The sequence below is a fragment of the Erwinia sp. 9145 genome (assembly GCF_000745075.1).
In the GTDB taxonomy this organism is placed as follows: Bacteria; Pseudomonadota; Gammaproteobacteria; order Enterobacterales; family Enterobacteriaceae; genus Erwinia; species Erwinia oleae.
In genome coordinates this window covers 3776597-3791777 of record NZ_JQNE01000001.1, presented here as the reverse complement: position 1 = coordinate 3791777, position 15181 = coordinate 3776597, and the positions used below count along the sequence as shown (strand labels likewise).

Annotated in this window: 14 protein-coding genes; 12 read left to right on the top strand and 2 right to left on the bottom strand. The window is 54.8% G+C overall.

Going from position 1 to position 15181, the window contains the following annotated elements; genetic code table 11:
- The first annotated feature begins 18 nt into the window (after positions 1-18).
- From FA91_RS17850 to FA91_RS17835, 4 genes are all read left to right on the top strand, one after another.
- Positions 19-2082 (top strand): right-handed parallel beta-helix repeat-containing protein, encoded by a 2064-nt coding sequence (locus FA91_RS17850; protein WP_034917952.1) that lies wholly within the window; start codon positions 19-21, stop codon positions 2080-2082.
- Positions 2083-2116: 34 nt separating this feature from the next.
- Positions 2117-2797 carry an oligogalacturonate-specific porin KdgM family protein gene (locus FA91_RS17845; protein ID WP_034917950.1) on the top strand — a complete coding sequence of 227 codons (681 nt, stop codon included), beginning with the start codon at positions 2117-2119 and terminating at the stop codon, positions 2795-2797.
- A gap of 173 nt (positions 2798-2970) precedes the next feature.
- Entirely contained in the window at positions 2971-3732 is a 762-nt protein-coding gene (gene kduD / locus FA91_RS17840) for a 2-dehydro-3-deoxy-D-gluconate 5-dehydrogenase KduD (protein ID WP_034919510.1), read from the top strand.
- Positions 3733-3755: 23 nt separating this feature from the next.
- Positions 3756-4397: an RpiB/LacA/LacB family sugar-phosphate isomerase gene (locus FA91_RS17835; protein WP_034917948.1), complete on the top strand. Its 642-nt coding sequence runs from the start codon at positions 3756-3758 to the stop codon at positions 4395-4397.
- A gap of 55 nt (positions 4398-4452) precedes the next feature.
- On the opposite strand, the gene FA91_RS17830 is transcribed toward FA91_RS17835, so the two are convergent.
- Together FA91_RS17830 and FA91_RS17825 are read right to left on the bottom strand one after the other, a co-directional pair.
- Positions 4453-5073: a hypothetical protein gene (locus tag FA91_RS17830; protein ID WP_034917946.1), complete on the bottom strand. Its 621-nt coding sequence runs from the start codon at positions 5071-5073 to the stop codon at positions 4453-4455.
- 72 nt (positions 5074-5145) lie between these two features.
- A complete protein-coding gene (locus FA91_RS17825; RefSeq protein ID WP_034917944.1) occupies positions 5146-5736 on the bottom strand; it encodes an HD domain-containing protein in 591 nt (196 codons plus the stop codon).
- Between the two features lie 65 nt (positions 5737-5801).
- On the opposite strand from FA91_RS17825, the gene FA91_RS17820 reads away from it, so the two are divergent.
- The 8 genes from FA91_RS17820 to dppF all read left to right on the top strand — a co-directional run bounded on the left by FA91_RS17820 (position 5802) and on the right by dppF (position 15027).
- Positions 5802-6260, top strand: a complete 459-nt coding sequence (locus FA91_RS17820; protein ID WP_034917941.1) for a MarR family transcriptional regulator — start codon at positions 5802-5804, stop codon at positions 6258-6260.
- 102 nt (positions 6261-6362) lie between these two features.
- Positions 6363-6791, top strand: coding sequence for an organic hydroperoxide resistance protein (locus FA91_RS17815; RefSeq protein WP_034917939.1), 429 nt, complete (start codon positions 6363-6365; stop codon positions 6789-6791).
- A 230-nt stretch (positions 6792-7021) separates the two neighbouring features.
- Positions 7022-8716 (top strand): kdo(2)-lipid A phosphoethanolamine 7''-transferase, encoded by a 1695-nt coding sequence (eptB, locus tag FA91_RS17810; RefSeq protein WP_034917937.1) that lies wholly within the window; start codon positions 7022-7024, stop codon positions 8714-8716.
- A 574-nt stretch (positions 8717-9290) separates the two neighbouring features.
- On the top strand, positions 9291-10901 hold the full coding sequence (gene dppA / locus FA91_RS17805) for a dipeptide ABC transporter periplasmic-binding protein DppA (protein ID WP_034917936.1): 1611 nt from the start codon (positions 9291-9293) through the stop codon (positions 10899-10901).
- Between the two features lie 199 nt (positions 10902-11100).
- Positions 11101-12120 carry a dipeptide ABC transporter permease DppB gene (dppB, locus tag FA91_RS17800; protein WP_034917933.1) on the top strand — a complete coding sequence of 340 codons (1020 nt, stop codon included), beginning with the start codon at positions 11101-11103 and terminating at the stop codon, positions 12118-12120.
- 10 nt (positions 12121-12130) lie between these two features.
- Positions 12131-13033, top strand: a complete 903-nt coding sequence (gene dppC / locus FA91_RS17795; RefSeq protein ID WP_034917930.1) for a dipeptide ABC transporter permease DppC — start codon at positions 12131-12133, stop codon at positions 13031-13033.
- A 10-nt stretch (positions 13034-13043) separates the two neighbouring features.
- Positions 13044-14030 carry a dipeptide ABC transporter ATP-binding protein gene (gene dppD, locus FA91_RS17790; RefSeq protein WP_034917928.1) on the top strand — a complete coding sequence of 329 codons (987 nt, stop codon included), beginning with the start codon at positions 13044-13046 and terminating at the stop codon, positions 14028-14030.
- On the top strand, positions 14020-15027 hold the full coding sequence (gene dppF / locus FA91_RS17785; protein ID WP_034917926.1) for a dipeptide ABC transporter ATP-binding subunit DppF: 1008 nt from the start codon (positions 14020-14022) through the stop codon (positions 15025-15027). Before dppD ends, dppF begins: the two co-directional genes overlap by 11 nt.
- Positions 15028-15181: the final 154 nt, after the last annotated feature.

The window sequence follows — 15181 nt, the reverse complement described above, 5'->3', positions numbered from 1 at the left end:
GAAAAGGTCAGGAAGAACATGATGAAAGGATTGGCTTTATTACTTATTACCGCAGGCTTCAGCTGTACCGCAGCGAACAGCGTGCCGGAAACGCAGACGTGGCACGCCATTACGTTTGGACAGTCTACGGATATCAATTTCGCCACTAACGTGTTGCCGGACAAGGTTGGCGTCAATCGGGTGACGCTGGCCGACGGCGAGCCGCCCGATGACGCAGGCGGCAGGCTGATAACGCCGGTGCAGATTGAAAGCCGCGGCGGCAAAATCGGCAACAGCCACGATGGATTGACCTTCTACTATACGCGCGTGCCCGCCAGCGCCAATGCACAACTGGAGGCGGAAATCGGCATTGAGCAGTTTGGCCCGGAAAACGGCGCGTTGCCCGCCGGTCAGGAGGGCGCCGGGCTGCTGTTCCGCGATACGCTCGGCAAGCCAAGGCAGCAGAAGGTGCTGCCAGGCTATGAAGAGTTTCCTGCCGCGTCAAACATGGTGATGAACGCGGTGATCACGCAGGATAAAAAGTCTGCTTATCAGGTGAAAACGGCGCTGATCTCCCGTAACGGCGTGGTGAATTCATGGGGCAACGCGGGCATTGAAATTAAACGCGAGGCCGGACGTCAGAATATCGATCTGCGCAGCACGCCGCGCTTTCGTCTGCGTCTTTCCCGCACGGACAGCGGTTTCGAGGCGGCGTGGGCCGACCTCAAAGAAGGCAAATGGGTTGTTCAGTCCACCCATGATGCCGAACGGCTGACGGTGCAGGAGAAAGAGGGCTACTACGTGGGCTTCTTTGCCGCGCGCAATGCCAAAATCACCGTGTACAGCGCTACGCTGACGCTGAGCGATCGCCACAGCACCGCTCCTCACGTCTTCATCAGCAAGTCCGTGCCGTTAAAGATTGAAATTGCCTCAGCGCCGGTCTCGGCAGGTGACGATTATGTACTGCAACTGCGCAGCAACCAGAACGGTAAACTGGTGGTGAAAAGCGGAAGTGAAACGCTGTCTGAGCAGAAAACCGTTATCGCAGGCGAGATGCAACGTGTTCCGGTTTCACTGCCGCCCGCGCCGATGCGCCTTGACTATGTCTTCACCAGCGAAAGCGGCGAGGTGATAAGCGATGGTTTTACCGTCACCCGCGCCCGCGTGGCGAACATGGCTGAACTCTATGCTTCACCGGCGGGCAAGCCGGATGCCGACGGCAGCCTGGCGAAGCCGCTCGATATCGCCACGGCGGCTGCGCTACTGGCACCGGGCGGCGTGCTGTGGCTGGCAGACGGCGACTACAGCCTGACAACCTTTCCCGCAGCGGTCAGCGGCACGCGTGATCGGCCTAAACGATTGCGCCCGCTCGACCATCACGCGGTGCTGCACGGCTTCAATCTGGCGGCCAGCTACTGGGACATCGCCGGTATTAAGGTGACGGAAAAGAGCTTTATGATCGCCGGCAGCCACAACCGCATCGACAAAGTAGAAGCGTATGAGGCTGACGATACCGGCATCTGGGTGGCCTCGCCGCCTGACGTCGGACGGCCGCTGTGGGCCAGTCATAACATCATTTCTCGTTCCGAATCATGGGGTAACCGCGATCCCGGCATGATCAACGCAGATGGTTTCGCGGTTAAGATGCGCGTTGGCGAAGGTAACAAACTTATCGCCTGTTTCGCCCACCATAATATCGATGATGGATTTGACCTGTTTAATAAAATTGAGGACGGCCCTAACGGACGCGTAATCATTGAAAAAAGCGTAGCGATGCGCAACGTGAATAACGGATTCAAAATGGGCGGAGAAGGTTTGCCGGTCGCACACGAAATATCGGACAGCGTGGCCATTGAAAATGGCATGGATGGCTTTACCGATAACTTCAATCCGGGAAGTTTAGCGGTTAAAAATAATATGGCTATCGATAATAAACGGTTCAATTATATTTTCCGCCCTGGCCCCTATGTTACGCCTGAGCAGCAGGGTGTGTTCTCAGGGAATATATCATTGCGTACGTCGGCAGGCGTGTGGCCCGACGCCGTTAACGGCACAGTAAAAAGTGATAATGCATTTATTACAACGCAACCTGCTAATCCTTAACCAGGGAACGAAGTTTATATAAAGGAAGAGTCAAATGAATAAACGGAATATTATCTTAAGTGCGCTGTTGCTGGCTGTTCTGCCTGTCAGTGCCGTTACCCTTGATTATCGTCATGAATGGCAGGATATCAGCCGTGTCCATAAGGACAGAGTGTCCGTGTCGCACCGTTTTGCCAGCGGACTGGGTTTTTCGCTGGAAACGAAATGGCGCTCAGGTGGGGACAACACCAATCAGCCCTATAACGACGTGGTCAGCAATGGCACGGAAAGTTCTCTTAACTATCAGTACAAAATAAATCGCGCGTGGTTTGTTCAGCCCGGATTTTCACTGGAGTCCTCTGGCGATAAAAGTATTTATAAGCCCTTTATCACTTCCGGATACGCCTTCAGCAATGGGTTCTCATTCAGGGCGCGTTATCGTTATGAATATACGCGTGAAACGCAACGTAATAAGGAGGATATGAAAACCAATCGCGGTGAGTTCTGGCTGGGATACCGTTATCAGGACTGGCGGTTTGAATATAATTATATTTACAAACACAGCGATCAGGTTCGCTTTAATAATAAAAAATGGGACTACGAACATAATATTAAAGCGCTGTGGAATATGAACGCCAACTGGTCGCCCTATGCGGAAGTGGGCAATATTGGCGTCAATAAAGTGACTGACCATCGCCAGACGCGTACGCGTCTGGGCGTGCAATATCAATTCTGAGTTCGCTAACAGAAAAGAAGTCTCGTTTTACAAAAAAAGAAACATTGTTTTGTTATTGTTTGAAAGCCTTCTCAGTGCGCGCTAAACTGCTGAGTATTACTACAGACGCGCGGTCTGAGGCGGCTCTGTTCATCAACGAAACCATTTTCATCGCGCCATCACAGGAAGAGATCATGATTCTTGAGCAATTTGTTCTGAAGGATAAGGTGGCGATCGTAACGGGTTGCAATACGGGGCTGGGTCAGGCGATGGCCGAGGGCCTGGCCCAGGCAGGATGCGATATCGTCGGCATTAATCGCACCACGCCGCATGAAACCGTAAAGCGAGTCGAAGCATCTGGCCGCCGTTTTCTCAGCCTGGAAGCGGACTTAGGCACTATTGAGGCGCTGCCTGACCTGCTGGCGCAGGCGGTGAAGAACATGGGCCATATCGATATTCTGGTGAACAACGCCGGTATGATCCATCGTCAGGATGCGCTGGATTTCACTGAGGAAGCGTGGGATGAGGTGATGGATTTGAACATCAAGACGGTATTCTTTTTGTCACAGGCGGCGGCGAAGCAGTTTATTGCTCAGGGAACAGGCGGCAAAATTATTAATATTGCGTCGATGCTCTCATTTCAGGGCGGCATCCGCGTGCCGTCTTACACTGCCTCCAAAAGCGCGGTGCTGGGCGTGACGCGTCTGCTGGCGAACGAATGGGCGCAGCACAATATCAACGTCAACGCCATCGCGCCCGGCTATATGAGCACCAACAATACGCAACAACTGCGCGCCGATGCCGATCGCAGCGATGAAATTCTTCAACGTATTCCGGCAGGGCGCTGGGGATTACCGTCGGATTTGATGGGGCCGGTGGTGTTTCTGGCCTCTGCGGCATCGGACTATGTGAATGGCTATACGCTGGCCGTCGACGGCGGCTGGCTGGCGCGTTAAACAACGACCTCAGGGAGAACCTAATGAATATTGCTTTAATGATGGAAAACAGCCAGGCGGCGAAAAATGCCATAGTGCTGGCGCAGCTTAAGGCGGTGGCGACTGATAACGGTGACAGCGTGTTTAACGTCGGCATGAGTGATGAACAGGATCACCATCTGACCTATATTCATCTGGGCATCATGGCCAGTATTCTGTTAAACGCACGTGCGGTCGACTTTGTGATAACCGGTTGCGGCACCGGGCAGGGCGCGCTGATGTCGTTGAACATCCATCCCGGCGTGGCGTGCGGTTACTGTATCGATCCGGCGGATGCGTTTCTGTTCAGCCAGATCAATAATGGCAATGCGCTGGCGCTGCCGTTTGCCAAAGGCTTTGGCTGGGGCGCGGAGCTGAATCTGCGTTATATCTTTGAAAAGGCGTTTACCGGTCGTCGTGGCGAAGGCTACCCGCCGGAGCGCCGTGAGCCACAGGTACGCAACGCGGGCCTGCTCAGCGAGGTGAAAAAAGCGGTAGTGAAAGAGAACTACCTTGATTCGCTGCGGGCGATAGATCCTGAACTGGTGAAAACTGCCATCGGTGGCCCACGTTTTCAGCAATGCCTGTTTGAGCAGGGGAAAGATCAGGAGATTATCGCGTTTGTGAAGTCGTATCTGGATGCTTAACCGCTTCAATAAAAACGGGCTCGATTGAGCCCGTTTTACTGTCTGCGACACCACGCTATTCAGCAAGTTTTAGCCGCTCAGCGCCAAAAAAGTATTGCAGGGTGGCGAAGAAACACAGGCCATAACCCAGCAGCTCAATGCCTTCTTCCACCATGTTTTTGACCGTATGGCTGTAGCCGTCCGGCATCAGATGACGCCAGAGATCCTGCATACCGAACAGGCGAGAAAAAATCAGCACCGTCAGCAGCCCCGCGCTCATCATGCCCCACGACGGATGACGCAAAACGGCAGCCAGCCCTGCCACGGTACGCTGCGGATTCAGCGCGGCAATCACCACGCAAATTGCCGTGACGATCAGCGCAAACCACACCCAGCTACCGTGTGAGAGCGCGTCAAAAACAAAATCCAGCTCGCGGATCAGCATACAGCTATAGAAACCGCCGATCAGCGTCAAAGCGGGCCTCAGGCTGACCTTGCGGTAAGCGCGCACAAAGCACAGCAGCGCGATCGTCAGCAGCATCAACTCCTGGGCGATCTCGGTGAGAGACGTTTCGTGAACCCCGTCGTTGATCCAGCTTACGTCAATAAAGACCAGCCCCAGTAACACACAAAGAAAAACCGCACAGGCCAAAAACGTCAGTGCCCGGTAGCGAATAAACAGTAAATCCGATTGCATAGTGCCCCTCATATTATCTGACTGCGATTATAGGAAGGGCGCATAACAGAATTTACCAATAAGTGCCGGGTTTTACCCTGCGCTGGCGTATTTTTGCTGCTGTTTTTGAAACCACGTCGGCGGAATGTGATAAGGCGCCTGCATCAACTGCGCAATGCCTTGCTCAATAATCGCAGAAGCCCGCTGCCACAGATCGCGGTTACCGTGCGGCAAAAGCGCAATCTGCACGCGTTTTTCCACCAGATACACGCGGGCAAAACGCGCATCGTATTCAATAATCGAGCAGGTGTTGTCGATAATATCCGCAAGCTTAATGGTTTGCGCATCGGCAGAAGCCTGCGCCGTATGTTGAAAATGCGCCACCTTGCGCGCCGCGCGATTTCTGGCTTCCGGCGGATGCGTATTGGTCAGCATACCGACCAGCGCGGCAACCTCGCTGCCGAAGTGGCTCTCGACATCGCCCAGGGTGGTATCGGTATCCTCGACCGTATCGTGAAGCCATGCGGCGGCCAGCATAATTTCGCTGTCGGTTACGCTACGCACCAGTTCCACTACCGCAGCCGGATGAACGATATACGGCTCATTCGTGTACTTTCGACGCTGATCCAGGGCAGCATGCGCTTTTGTCGCATAGCGCCGCGCTTTTTCTTCCAGTGACGTCATCCCCTTCTCCCCGAATAATTAAAATTCGCTTGCAATTATATAGTGCACTATTTATATTTTGTCGCATGAGCACACATCAAGATGACAAAAAAGTGAAACCGTCGCCACTGTTACTCGATCAGCAGCTTTGTTTTGCGCTTTACTCTGCGAATCTGGCGCTGCACAAGCTTTATCGTCAGTTGCTGACGGAGCTTGATATCACCTATCCGCAATATCTGGTGATGCTGGTGCTGTGGGAACGCGATGACGTGACGGTTTCTGATATCGGCGAGCGGCTGTTTCTGGATTCCGCCACCCTGACCCCGCTGCTGAAGAGGCTTGAGGCCGCAGGGCTACTCAACCGCCAGCGCTCGCGTAAAGACGAACGTCAGGTAATGGTCACGCTGACGGAAGAAGGGCGCGCGCTGAAGAGCAAAGCGGTGGGGATTCCGCAGTCGGTGTTTTGTGCCTCCGACTGCGATAGCGAGATGCTGCAATCGTTGAAATCTCAGTTGGAAACTTTCCGCGATAATCTGAATAAGTAAAAGATGCCGCTATGAAGCGCATCTGTACCCATAAAACGCTTTATATATCGTGCACGATTAATTTGTTCATTACTTAAAATCTCAACAAACCGGAGTCTTATTATGTCTATCGAAAAAGTTGTCTACCGTGCCAAAGCAAAAGCCACCGGCGGCCGTGATGGTCGCGCAACGTCTTCTGACGGCGTGCTGGATGTGAAGCTCGGCGTGCCGAAAGAGATGGGCGGCGCAGGCGGCGACGTCACCAACCCTGAGCAGCTTTTTGCCGCTGGCTACTCAGCCTGCTTTCTCGGTGCAATGAAATTTGTGGCGGGCCGCGATAAAATCGCTATGCCAAAAGAGGCGTATGTCGAAGGCGAAGTGGGCATCGGCGCGATTGCCACCGGTTTTGCGATTGAAGTAAAACTGAACATTCATCTGGAAGGGATGGATGCGGCTGAAGCGAAAAAACTGGTTGATACGGCGCACATTGTCTGTCCTTACTCTAACGCCACGCGTGACAACATCGACGTGACGTTAACTATCATCAACTGATCCCTCTTCGGGGCGGTCAGCGCCGCCTCAAATCGTTTTTCCCGCCTTTTGCGCATTTTTTCGTCGCCTGAAACGGCATTGCAGGGTAAAGTGCGCGTTCTTTTTTTACCTGACAACCTGAAGCCACGCCGCATTGCAGAGAATAATCGCAGCGATATTCGAACTCTGGCGCAGCGGCACGGTCTGATTAGCGTTTAAGAATTGTTTAGTTGCGCCGGGAAACTGTGTTAATGAATTATATCAAATCACTTACCCAGCAGAAGATTTCGCTTTTGCTGGCCGTTTATATCGGTATCTTCCTCAATCTTTCGGTATTTTACCGTCGTTTTGACCCTTTTTTGAGCCATTTCAAGGCGACACAGTGGCTGTCGGCGCTGGCTGAAGTCGTGGCAATCGTGCTGCTGACGTTTTTTCTGATGCGGCTGCTGTCTCTTGGTGGACGGCTGTTCTGGCGTATTATGGCCACGGCGCTGGTGCTGATCTCCGTTGCGGCCAGCTACTATATGAGCTTCTTCAACGTGGTGATTGGTTACGGCATCGTCGCCTCGGTAATGACTACCGACACCGATCTGTCGAAAGAGGTGATCGGCGTCCATTTTATTGTATGGATGGTTGCGGTGAGCCTGCTGCCGCTGCTGCTGATCTGGCGCAACGCGCTGCACATGACGCTGATCCAGCAGATAAAAACGCCGGGGCAGCGCCTGCGTCCGATGTTGACGCTGTTGCTGGCGGTAGCGCTGGTCTGGCTACCGATTCGCTATTTTGATAAGCAGCAGAATCGTAACGAAAAAGTCACCAATATCGATCTGCCCAGCTACGGCGGGGTGGTCGCCCACTCTTATTTGCCGTCTAACTGGCTGACGGCGCTGGGGCTGTTCGCCTATACCAGCTACGATGAAGAGATGGACAGCAAAGCGCTGCTCGATCCGGCAAAAAAATTCACCTATAACGCGCCGGCAGGATTGGACGATACCTATGTCGTTTTTGTCATTGGCGAAACCACCCGCTGGGATCATATGGGGCTGTTGGGCTACGCGCGCGACACCACGCCAAAACTCTCTAAAGAGAAGAATCTGGTCGCCTTTCGCGGCGAATCCTGCGATACCTCAACCAAGCTGTCGCTGCGCTGCATGTTCGTGCGCGAAGGCGGCACCGATGACGGCCCTGGCCGCGCGCTGAAAGAGCAGAACGTATTTGCGGTAATGAAAGAGCTTGGCTTCAGTTCGGAACTCTTTGCGATGCAGAGTGAAGTATGGTTTTACAACAACACTGACGCCGACAATTTCGCCTTCCGTGAGCAGATAGGATCTGAAAAACAGAACCAGGGTAAATCGGTAGATGACATGCTGCTGCTGCCGGAACTGCAAAAATCGCTCGATCGCCATCCCAACGGCAAGCATCTGGTGGTGCTGCACACCAAAGGTTCTCACTATCTCTATTCACAGCGCTACCCGCGTGAATTTGCCCGCTATCAGCCGGAGTGCATGGGCGTCGACAGCGAGTGCAGTAAAGATATGTTGATTAACGCTTTTGATAACTCGGTGCTGTATACCGATACGGTGCTGGATAACGTGTTTGATAAGCTGCGCGATAAAAAAGCCATTGTTTTCTACGCGGCCGATCACGGTGAATCGATCAGCGATAACATGCACTTTCACGGCACGCCGCGCCAGATGGCGCCGCCGGAACAGTTCCGCGTGCCGATGATCGTCTGGGCGTCAGATAAATACCTGGCCGATCCCAACAACCTCAGCGCCTTTGAACGCCTTCAGGCGCAACAGCGCGTAGGTAAAACACATCGCCACGTCGAGTTGTTCGATACCCTTCTTGGCTGCCTGGGTTACACCTCGCCGGATGGCGGCATCAATGAAAAAAATAACTGGTGTGCCGATCCGGATAAAGCGCCGCAGCACACCACGCTGTAACCCCTCTCCCTTTCTGTTAAAAGCGCCTCACCACCGGGTGGGGCGCGCTGCCCGTAGCGGCTGAAAAACGCTTAATTCGCTCCACATTTCGCTTATGACAATTATTGCCGCCGGGCGCACATCCTATGCCAGAAAGGCAGCATATTTAGCTACCTTGTCAGCCATAAGCAAAGTGTATCGTTCACAAAGAAGCCGATTAACGGACAGAGTTAATTCTTTTTTTATGAAGTAAATCCCTGTATTTCGCCATGACAGCACTCTTTTTGCCTGCTTATTGGTGGATTGACGGGTGTATAAGACTGCATTTGTAACGAAAAGGTTTTTTTTATATTTGCTTGCTGTTACTCACACTCTATGTAAATACCTGACAGTTGTATTGACGTTCTTCGCAACTGTTGACAAATTGATGCCTCAGTGAAAAAGGGATGCGGATTTATCCGATGGTTTTATGCCGTCAGGCTACGCAAATCCGCAGCACATCACCGAGGCGAAAAGCGTCGCGCACGCCGCACAAAAAAAAATCACGGCGGGCGAATAAGTACACACAACACCACATCACATTTGGAGCAGAAGCATGAGAATTTCCCTGGCTAAGACAGGGGCGCTGAAGGTTGGTCTGAGCCTTATCGCTCTCACCGTAGCCGCTGGCGTCCAGGCAAAAACCCTGGTGTATTGTTCAGAAGGCTCTCCTGAAGGTTTCAACCCGCAGCTCTTTACTTCCGGCACCACCTATGACGCCAGCTCAGTTCCGATCTACAACCGTCTGGTTGAGTTCAAAATCGGTACGACCGAGCTTCAGCCTGGTCTGGCCGAGAAATGGGAAGTCAGCGAAGACGGCAAAGCGTACACCTTCCACCTGCGTAAAGGCGTGAAGTGGCAAACCACCAAAGATTTCAAACCGAGCCGTGATTTCAACGCCGACGACGTGGTGTTCTCTTTTGAGCGCCAGTTAGACAAGAACAACAAGTTCCATGGCGTCTCTGGCGGCAGCTATGAATACTTCGAAGGCATGGACATGCCTAAGCTCATCAGCAAAATCGAGAAGGTGGACGACAATACCGTTCGCTTCGTGCTGACGCGTCCTGAGGCGCCGTTCCTTGCTGACCTGGGCATGGATTTCGCCTCAATTATGTCTGCGGAATATGCCGATAACATGCTGAAAGCCGGAACGCCGGAAAAAATTGACCTGAACCCGGTCGGCACCGGTCCGTTCCAGCTGCTGCAATACCAGAAAGATTCACGCATTCTGTATAAAGCGTTCGATCAGTTCTGGGGCACCAAGCCAAAAATCGATCGCCTGGTCTTCTCCATCACGCCTGACGCTTCCGTGCGCTACGCCAAGCTTCAGAAAGGCGAATGTCACGTGATGCCGTACCCGAACCCGGCCGACATCGCCCGCATGAAGGAAGACAAAAACATCAACCTGATGCAGATGCCGGGCCTGAACGTCGGTTACCTGTCGTTCAACACCGAGAAGAAACCGCTGGATAACCAGAAGGTGCGTCAGGCGCTGATTACTGCGGTGAACAAGAAAGCCATTATTGATGCCGTTTACAAAGGCGCCGGTCAGGAAGCGAAGAACCTGATCCCGCCGACCATGTGGAGCTACAACGACGCGGTGCAGGACTACGCGTACGATCCGGCGAAGGCCAAAGAGCTGCTGAAAGAAGCGGGCATGCCGGACGGTTTCTCCATCGACCTGTGGGCAATGCCGGTACAGCGCCCGTACAACCCGAACGCGCGTCGTATGGCCGAGCTGATCCAGTCTGACTGGGCGAAAATCGGCGTGAAAGCCAAAATCGTCACCTATGAGTGGGGCGAATACCTGAAACGCGCCAAAGCGGGTGAGCATCAGAGCGTGATGATGGGCTGGACCGGCGACAATGGGGACCCGGACAACTTCTTCGCCACCCTGTTCAGCTGTGCGGCGGCGAAAGACGGTTCTAACTACTCTCGCTGGTGCTACAAGCCGTTTGAAGATCAGATTCAGCCAGCCCGTGCTGAAGCCGATCACAACAAACGTATCGAGTACTACAAACAGGCTCAGGTCGTGATGCATGACCAGGCGCCTGCGCTGATTATCGCGCACTCAACGGTTTACGAGCCGGTGAGCAAAAAGGTTTCTGGCTACGTGGTTGATCCATTAGGTAAACATCACTTCGAGAACGTTGATATTCAGGAATAATGCGTGTGGCCGGTTCGCCGGCCCGTTTCGCAATCCCTGTCGGGCCGGAGGTTTCCGGCCCATTCCCGTGTTATCGCTCGGAAGCAAAAATGGTAAAGGCGCTGTTATCAGCGTCGCGACGGGGTTCACCCCGCGCAAGATGTGAGCAATTATAATCTCGCAGGCAACGATCCTGCGGGAACTTACAGAGAAGCGGATTATGTTGCAGTTCATATTCCGACGTTTGGGGCTTGTCATCCCAACGTTTATTGGTATCACCCTGTTAACCTTCGCGTTTGTGCATATGATCCCCGGCGATCCGGTGTTGATTATGGCAGGCGAGCGCGGAATGTCCCCCGAACGTCACGCGCAGCTTATGGCCCAGATGGGTCTGGATAAGCCGCTGTGGCAGCAATATGTCTCCTACGTCTATGGCGTGCTCCATGGCGATTTAGGCATCTCACTGAAAAGCCGCCTTCCCGTGTGGGAAGAGTTTGTGCCGCGCTTCAAGGCCACCCTTGAACTGGGCTTCTGCGCGATGATTTTCGCCGTTGCCGTCGGTATTCCTGTTGGCGTGCTGGCTGCGGTCAAACGCGGCTCAATTTTCGATCACACTGCCGTTGGTATCTCCCTGACCGGTTACTCGATGCCGATTTTCTGGTGGGGCATGATGCTGATCATGCTGGTTTCCGTGCAGCTTAATCTGACGCCGGTTGCCGGGCGCGTTGGCGATACCGTCTTTCTGGACGATTCGCAGCCGCTCACCGGTTTTATGCTGATTGATACCCTGTTCTGGGGCGAACCGGGCGACTTTAAAGACGCCGTCATGCACATGATCCTGCCTGCCATCGTGCTGGGCACCATTCCCCTGGCGGTTATCGTGCGCATGACGCGCTCGGCGATGCTGGAAGTGCTGGGCGAAGACTACATCCGCACCGCGCGCGCCAAAGGCCTGACGCGCATGCGGGTGATTGTCGTCCACGCCCTGCGCAACGCAATGCTGCCGGTGGTAACCGTTATCGGTCTGCAAGTGGGCACGCTGCTGGCGGGCGCCATTCTGACCGAAACGATCTTCTCCTGGCCAGGCCTTGGCCGCTGGCTGATCGATGCGCTTCAGCGTCGTGACTATCCGGTGGTGCAGGGTGGCGTATTGATGGTGGCAACGCTGATCATTCTGGTCAACCTGCTGGTTGATGTGCTTTACGGCGTGGTTAACCCGCGCATTCGTCACAAGAAATAAGGGGGCCAGAATGACCGTTATCGATCCGGGCAGCGTTCCGGCTGCACCCAAGCCCATGACGCCTGTTCAGGAGTTCTGGCACTACTTCAAGCGTAACAAAGGCGCCGTCGCGGGCCTGGTGTACGTGGTGATTGTTTTTCTGGTGGCCATTTTCGCCAACCTCGTCGCGCCGCATGCGCCGTCTGAGCAGTTCCGCGATGCGCTGCTGCATCCGCCGGTCTGGCAGGATGGCGGAAGCTGGCAGTATATTCTTGGCACCGACGACGTGGGTCGCGACGTGCTGACACGCCTGATGTATGGCGCACGCCTGTCGCTGCTGGTCGGCTGTCTGGTGGTGGTACTGTCGCTGATCCTCGGCGTGATATTTGGCCTCATCGCCGGTTACGTCGGCGGCGTGACCGATGCCATCATTATGCGGCTGGTTGATATCATGCTGGCTCTGCCGAGCCTGCTGCTGGCGCTGGTGCTGGTGGCGATTTTCGGCCCGTCCATCATCAACGCCTCGATTGCGCTGACCTTTGTGGCGCTGCCGCACTATATTCGTCTGACGCGCGCGGCGGTGCTGGTTGAGGTCAATCGCGACTACGTTACCGCGTCAAACGTGGCGGGCGCGGGCGCGATGCGCCAGATGTTCATCAATATTCTGCCTAACTGCCTTGCGCCGCTGATCGTGCAGGCTTCGCTGGGTTTCTCCAACGCCATCCTGGATATGGCCGCGCTGGGTTTTCTGGGAATGGGCGCGCAGCCGCCAACGCCGGAGTGGGGCACCATGCTCTCCGATGTGTTGCAGTATGCGCAGAGCGCCTGGTGGGTGGTGACCTTTCCCGGTCTCGCTATCCTGCTGACCGTTCTGGCGTTTAACCTGATGGGCGACGGCTTACGCGACGCGCTCGATCCGAAACTCAAGCAGTAAGAGGCACCCGATGGCATTACTGAATGTAGATAAACTATCGGTGCATTTCGGCGACGAGAAGGCACCGTTCCGTGCAGTAGACCGCATCAGCTATCAGGTCGAACAGGGCCAGGTAGTGGGAATCGTGGGCGAATCCGGCTCCGGTAAATCGGTCAGTTCGCTGGCGATTATGGGGCTGATCGATTTCCCCGGCAAAGTGATGGCCGATAAGCTGGAGTTCAACCAGCGCGACCTGAAGCGCATCTCCGAAAAAGAGCGTCGCCAGCTGGTAGGTTCTGAAGTGGCGATGATTTTCCAGGATCCGATGACCAGTCTGAACCCGTGCTACACCGTGGGCTATCAGATTATGGAAGCGATCAAGGTGCATCAGGGCGGCAACAAGCGCACCCGCCGCCAGCGCGCTGTCGATCTGCTGACGCAGGTGGGCATTCCCGATCCGGCATCAAGGCTGGACGTCTATCCACATCAGCTCTCCGGCGGCATGAGTCAGCGCGTGATGATCGCGATGGCTATCGCCTGCCGTCCGAAGCTGCTGATCGCGGATGAACCGACCACCGCGCTGGATGTGACCATTCAGGCGCAGATCATTGAGCTGCTGCTCGATCTTCAGCGTCAGGAGAACATGGCGCTGATCCTGATTACCCACGACCTGGCGCTGGTCGCCGAGGCGGCGCAGCACATCATTGTGATGTACGCCGGGCAGGTGGTGGAAACCGGCAGAGCGGTCGATATTTTTAAAGCGCCGCGTCATCCCTATACGCAGGCGCTGCTGCGCGCGCTGCCTGAGTTTGCTGCCGACAAGGCGCGTCTGGCATCGCTGCCGGGCGTCGTGCCGGGTAAATATGATCGCCCGAACGGCTGTCTGCTCAATCCGCGCTGCCCCTGGGCCACCGACCGCTGCAAGGCTGAAGAGCCGGCGCTACGCGATATTCCGGGGCGTCAGTCCAAATGCCACTATCCGCTGGATGACGCCGGGAGACCAACTTATGAAGCCTGAACATGATAATTCGACGCTGCTGATGCAGGCGATCGATCTGAAAAAGCACTATCCGGTGAAGAAGGGCCTGTTTGGCCAGGAGCGTCTGGTCAAGGCGCTGGACGGCGTTTCGTTTAACCTTGAGCGCGGCAAAACGCTGGCGGTGGTCGGCGAATCCGGCTGCGGTAAATCAACCCTCGGTCGGCTGCTGACGATGATCGAAACGCCGACCGAAGGGCAGCTTTTCTATCAGGGGCAGGATCTGCTCAAGCACGATCCGCACGCGCAAAAGCTGCGTCGCCAGAAGATTCAGATCGTCTTCCAGAACCCGTATGGTTCGCTGAATCCGCGCAAGAAAGTCAGCCAGATCCTTGAAGAGCCGCTGTTGATCAACACCGACCTCAATAAGGTCGCGCGCCGTGAGAAGGTGCTGGCGATGATGGCGAAAGTGGGCCTGAAAACTGAACATTACGACCGCTATCCGCATATGTTTTCCGGCGGGCAGCGCCAGCGTATCGCTATCGCGCGTGGGCTGATGCTCGATCCGGACGTGCTGATCGCCGACGAACCGGTTTCCGCGCTGGACGTGTCGGTACGCGCGCAGGTGCTGAACCTGATGATGGATCTGCAACAGGACCTGGGGCTCTCCTACGTCTTTATCTCGCACGATCTGTCGGTGGTAGAGCATATTGCGGACGAAGTGATGGTGATGTATCTGGGCCGTTGCGTGGAGCGCGGCAGTAAAGAGGCGATTTTTGCCAATCCGCGCCATCCCTACACCCAGGCGCTGTTGTCGGCCACGCCGCGTCTCAACCCGGACGAGCGCCGCGAGCGCATTAAGCTGACCGGTGAGCTGCCAAGCCCGCTGAGTCCACCGGCGGGCTGTGCGTTTAACGCACGCTGCCGTCGCCGTTTTGGCCCGTGCACGCAGCTTCAGCCTAAGCTGAAGCAGTATGGCGATCAGCAGATCGCCTGCTTCGCGGTTGATCAGGAAGAGGGCGTGCCGGTCGGCAAATGATCGCCTGCGCAACCTCATTGAGGAGCGGGCCATCGGCCCGCTCTTTTTTTTGCCAGCGGCCTGAACAGTGAAGACTTTTGTCAAAAAAGCAGGCGTTACAGTAGATAATTTGATAATTGTCGCTAAAGTAATATAAAACACAGAACGATTTAAT

Excerpts from the sequence above, each read along its gene's own strand:
- FA91_RS17850 (WP_034917952.1), top strand. The coding sequence starts at position 19 with ATGATGAAAGGATTGGCTTTATTACTTATTACCGCAGGCTTCAGCTGT.
- FA91_RS17845 (WP_034917950.1), top strand. The coding sequence starts at position 2,117 with ATGAATAAACGGAATATTATCTTAAGTGCGCTGTTGCTGGCTGTTCTG.
- kduD (WP_034919510.1), top strand. The coding sequence starts at position 2,971 with ATGATTCTTGAGCAATTTGTTCTGAAGGATAAGGTGGCGATCGTAACG.
- FA91_RS17835 (WP_034917948.1), top strand. The coding sequence starts at position 3,756 with ATGAATATTGCTTTAATGATGGAAAACAGCCAGGCGGCGAAAAATGCC.
- FA91_RS17830 (WP_034917946.1), bottom strand. The coding sequence starts at position 5,073 with ATGCAATCGGATTTACTGTTTATTCGCTACCGGGCACTGACGTTTTTG.
- FA91_RS17825 (WP_034917944.1), bottom strand. The coding sequence starts at position 5,736 with ATGACGTCACTGGAAGAAAAAGCGCGGCGCTATGCGACAAAAGCGCAT.
- FA91_RS17820 (WP_034917941.1), top strand. The coding sequence starts at position 5,802 with ATGAGCACACATCAAGATGACAAAAAAGTGAAACCGTCGCCACTGTTA.
- FA91_RS17815 (WP_034917939.1), top strand. The coding sequence starts at position 6,363 with ATGTCTATCGAAAAAGTTGTCTACCGTGCCAAAGCAAAAGCCACCGGC.
- eptB (WP_034917937.1), top strand. The coding sequence starts at position 7,022 with ATGAATTATATCAAATCACTTACCCAGCAGAAGATTTCGCTTTTGCTG.
- dppA (WP_034917936.1), top strand. The coding sequence starts at position 9,291 with ATGAGAATTTCCCTGGCTAAGACAGGGGCGCTGAAGGTTGGTCTGAGC.
- dppB (WP_034917933.1), top strand. The coding sequence starts at position 11,101 with ATGTTGCAGTTCATATTCCGACGTTTGGGGCTTGTCATCCCAACGTTT.
- dppC (WP_034917930.1), top strand. The coding sequence starts at position 12,131 with ATGACCGTTATCGATCCGGGCAGCGTTCCGGCTGCACCCAAGCCCATG.
- dppD (WP_034917928.1), top strand. The coding sequence starts at position 13,044 with ATGGCATTACTGAATGTAGATAAACTATCGGTGCATTTCGGCGACGAG.
- dppF (WP_034917926.1), top strand. The coding sequence starts at position 14,020 with ATGAAGCCTGAACATGATAATTCGACGCTGCTGATGCAGGCGATCGAT.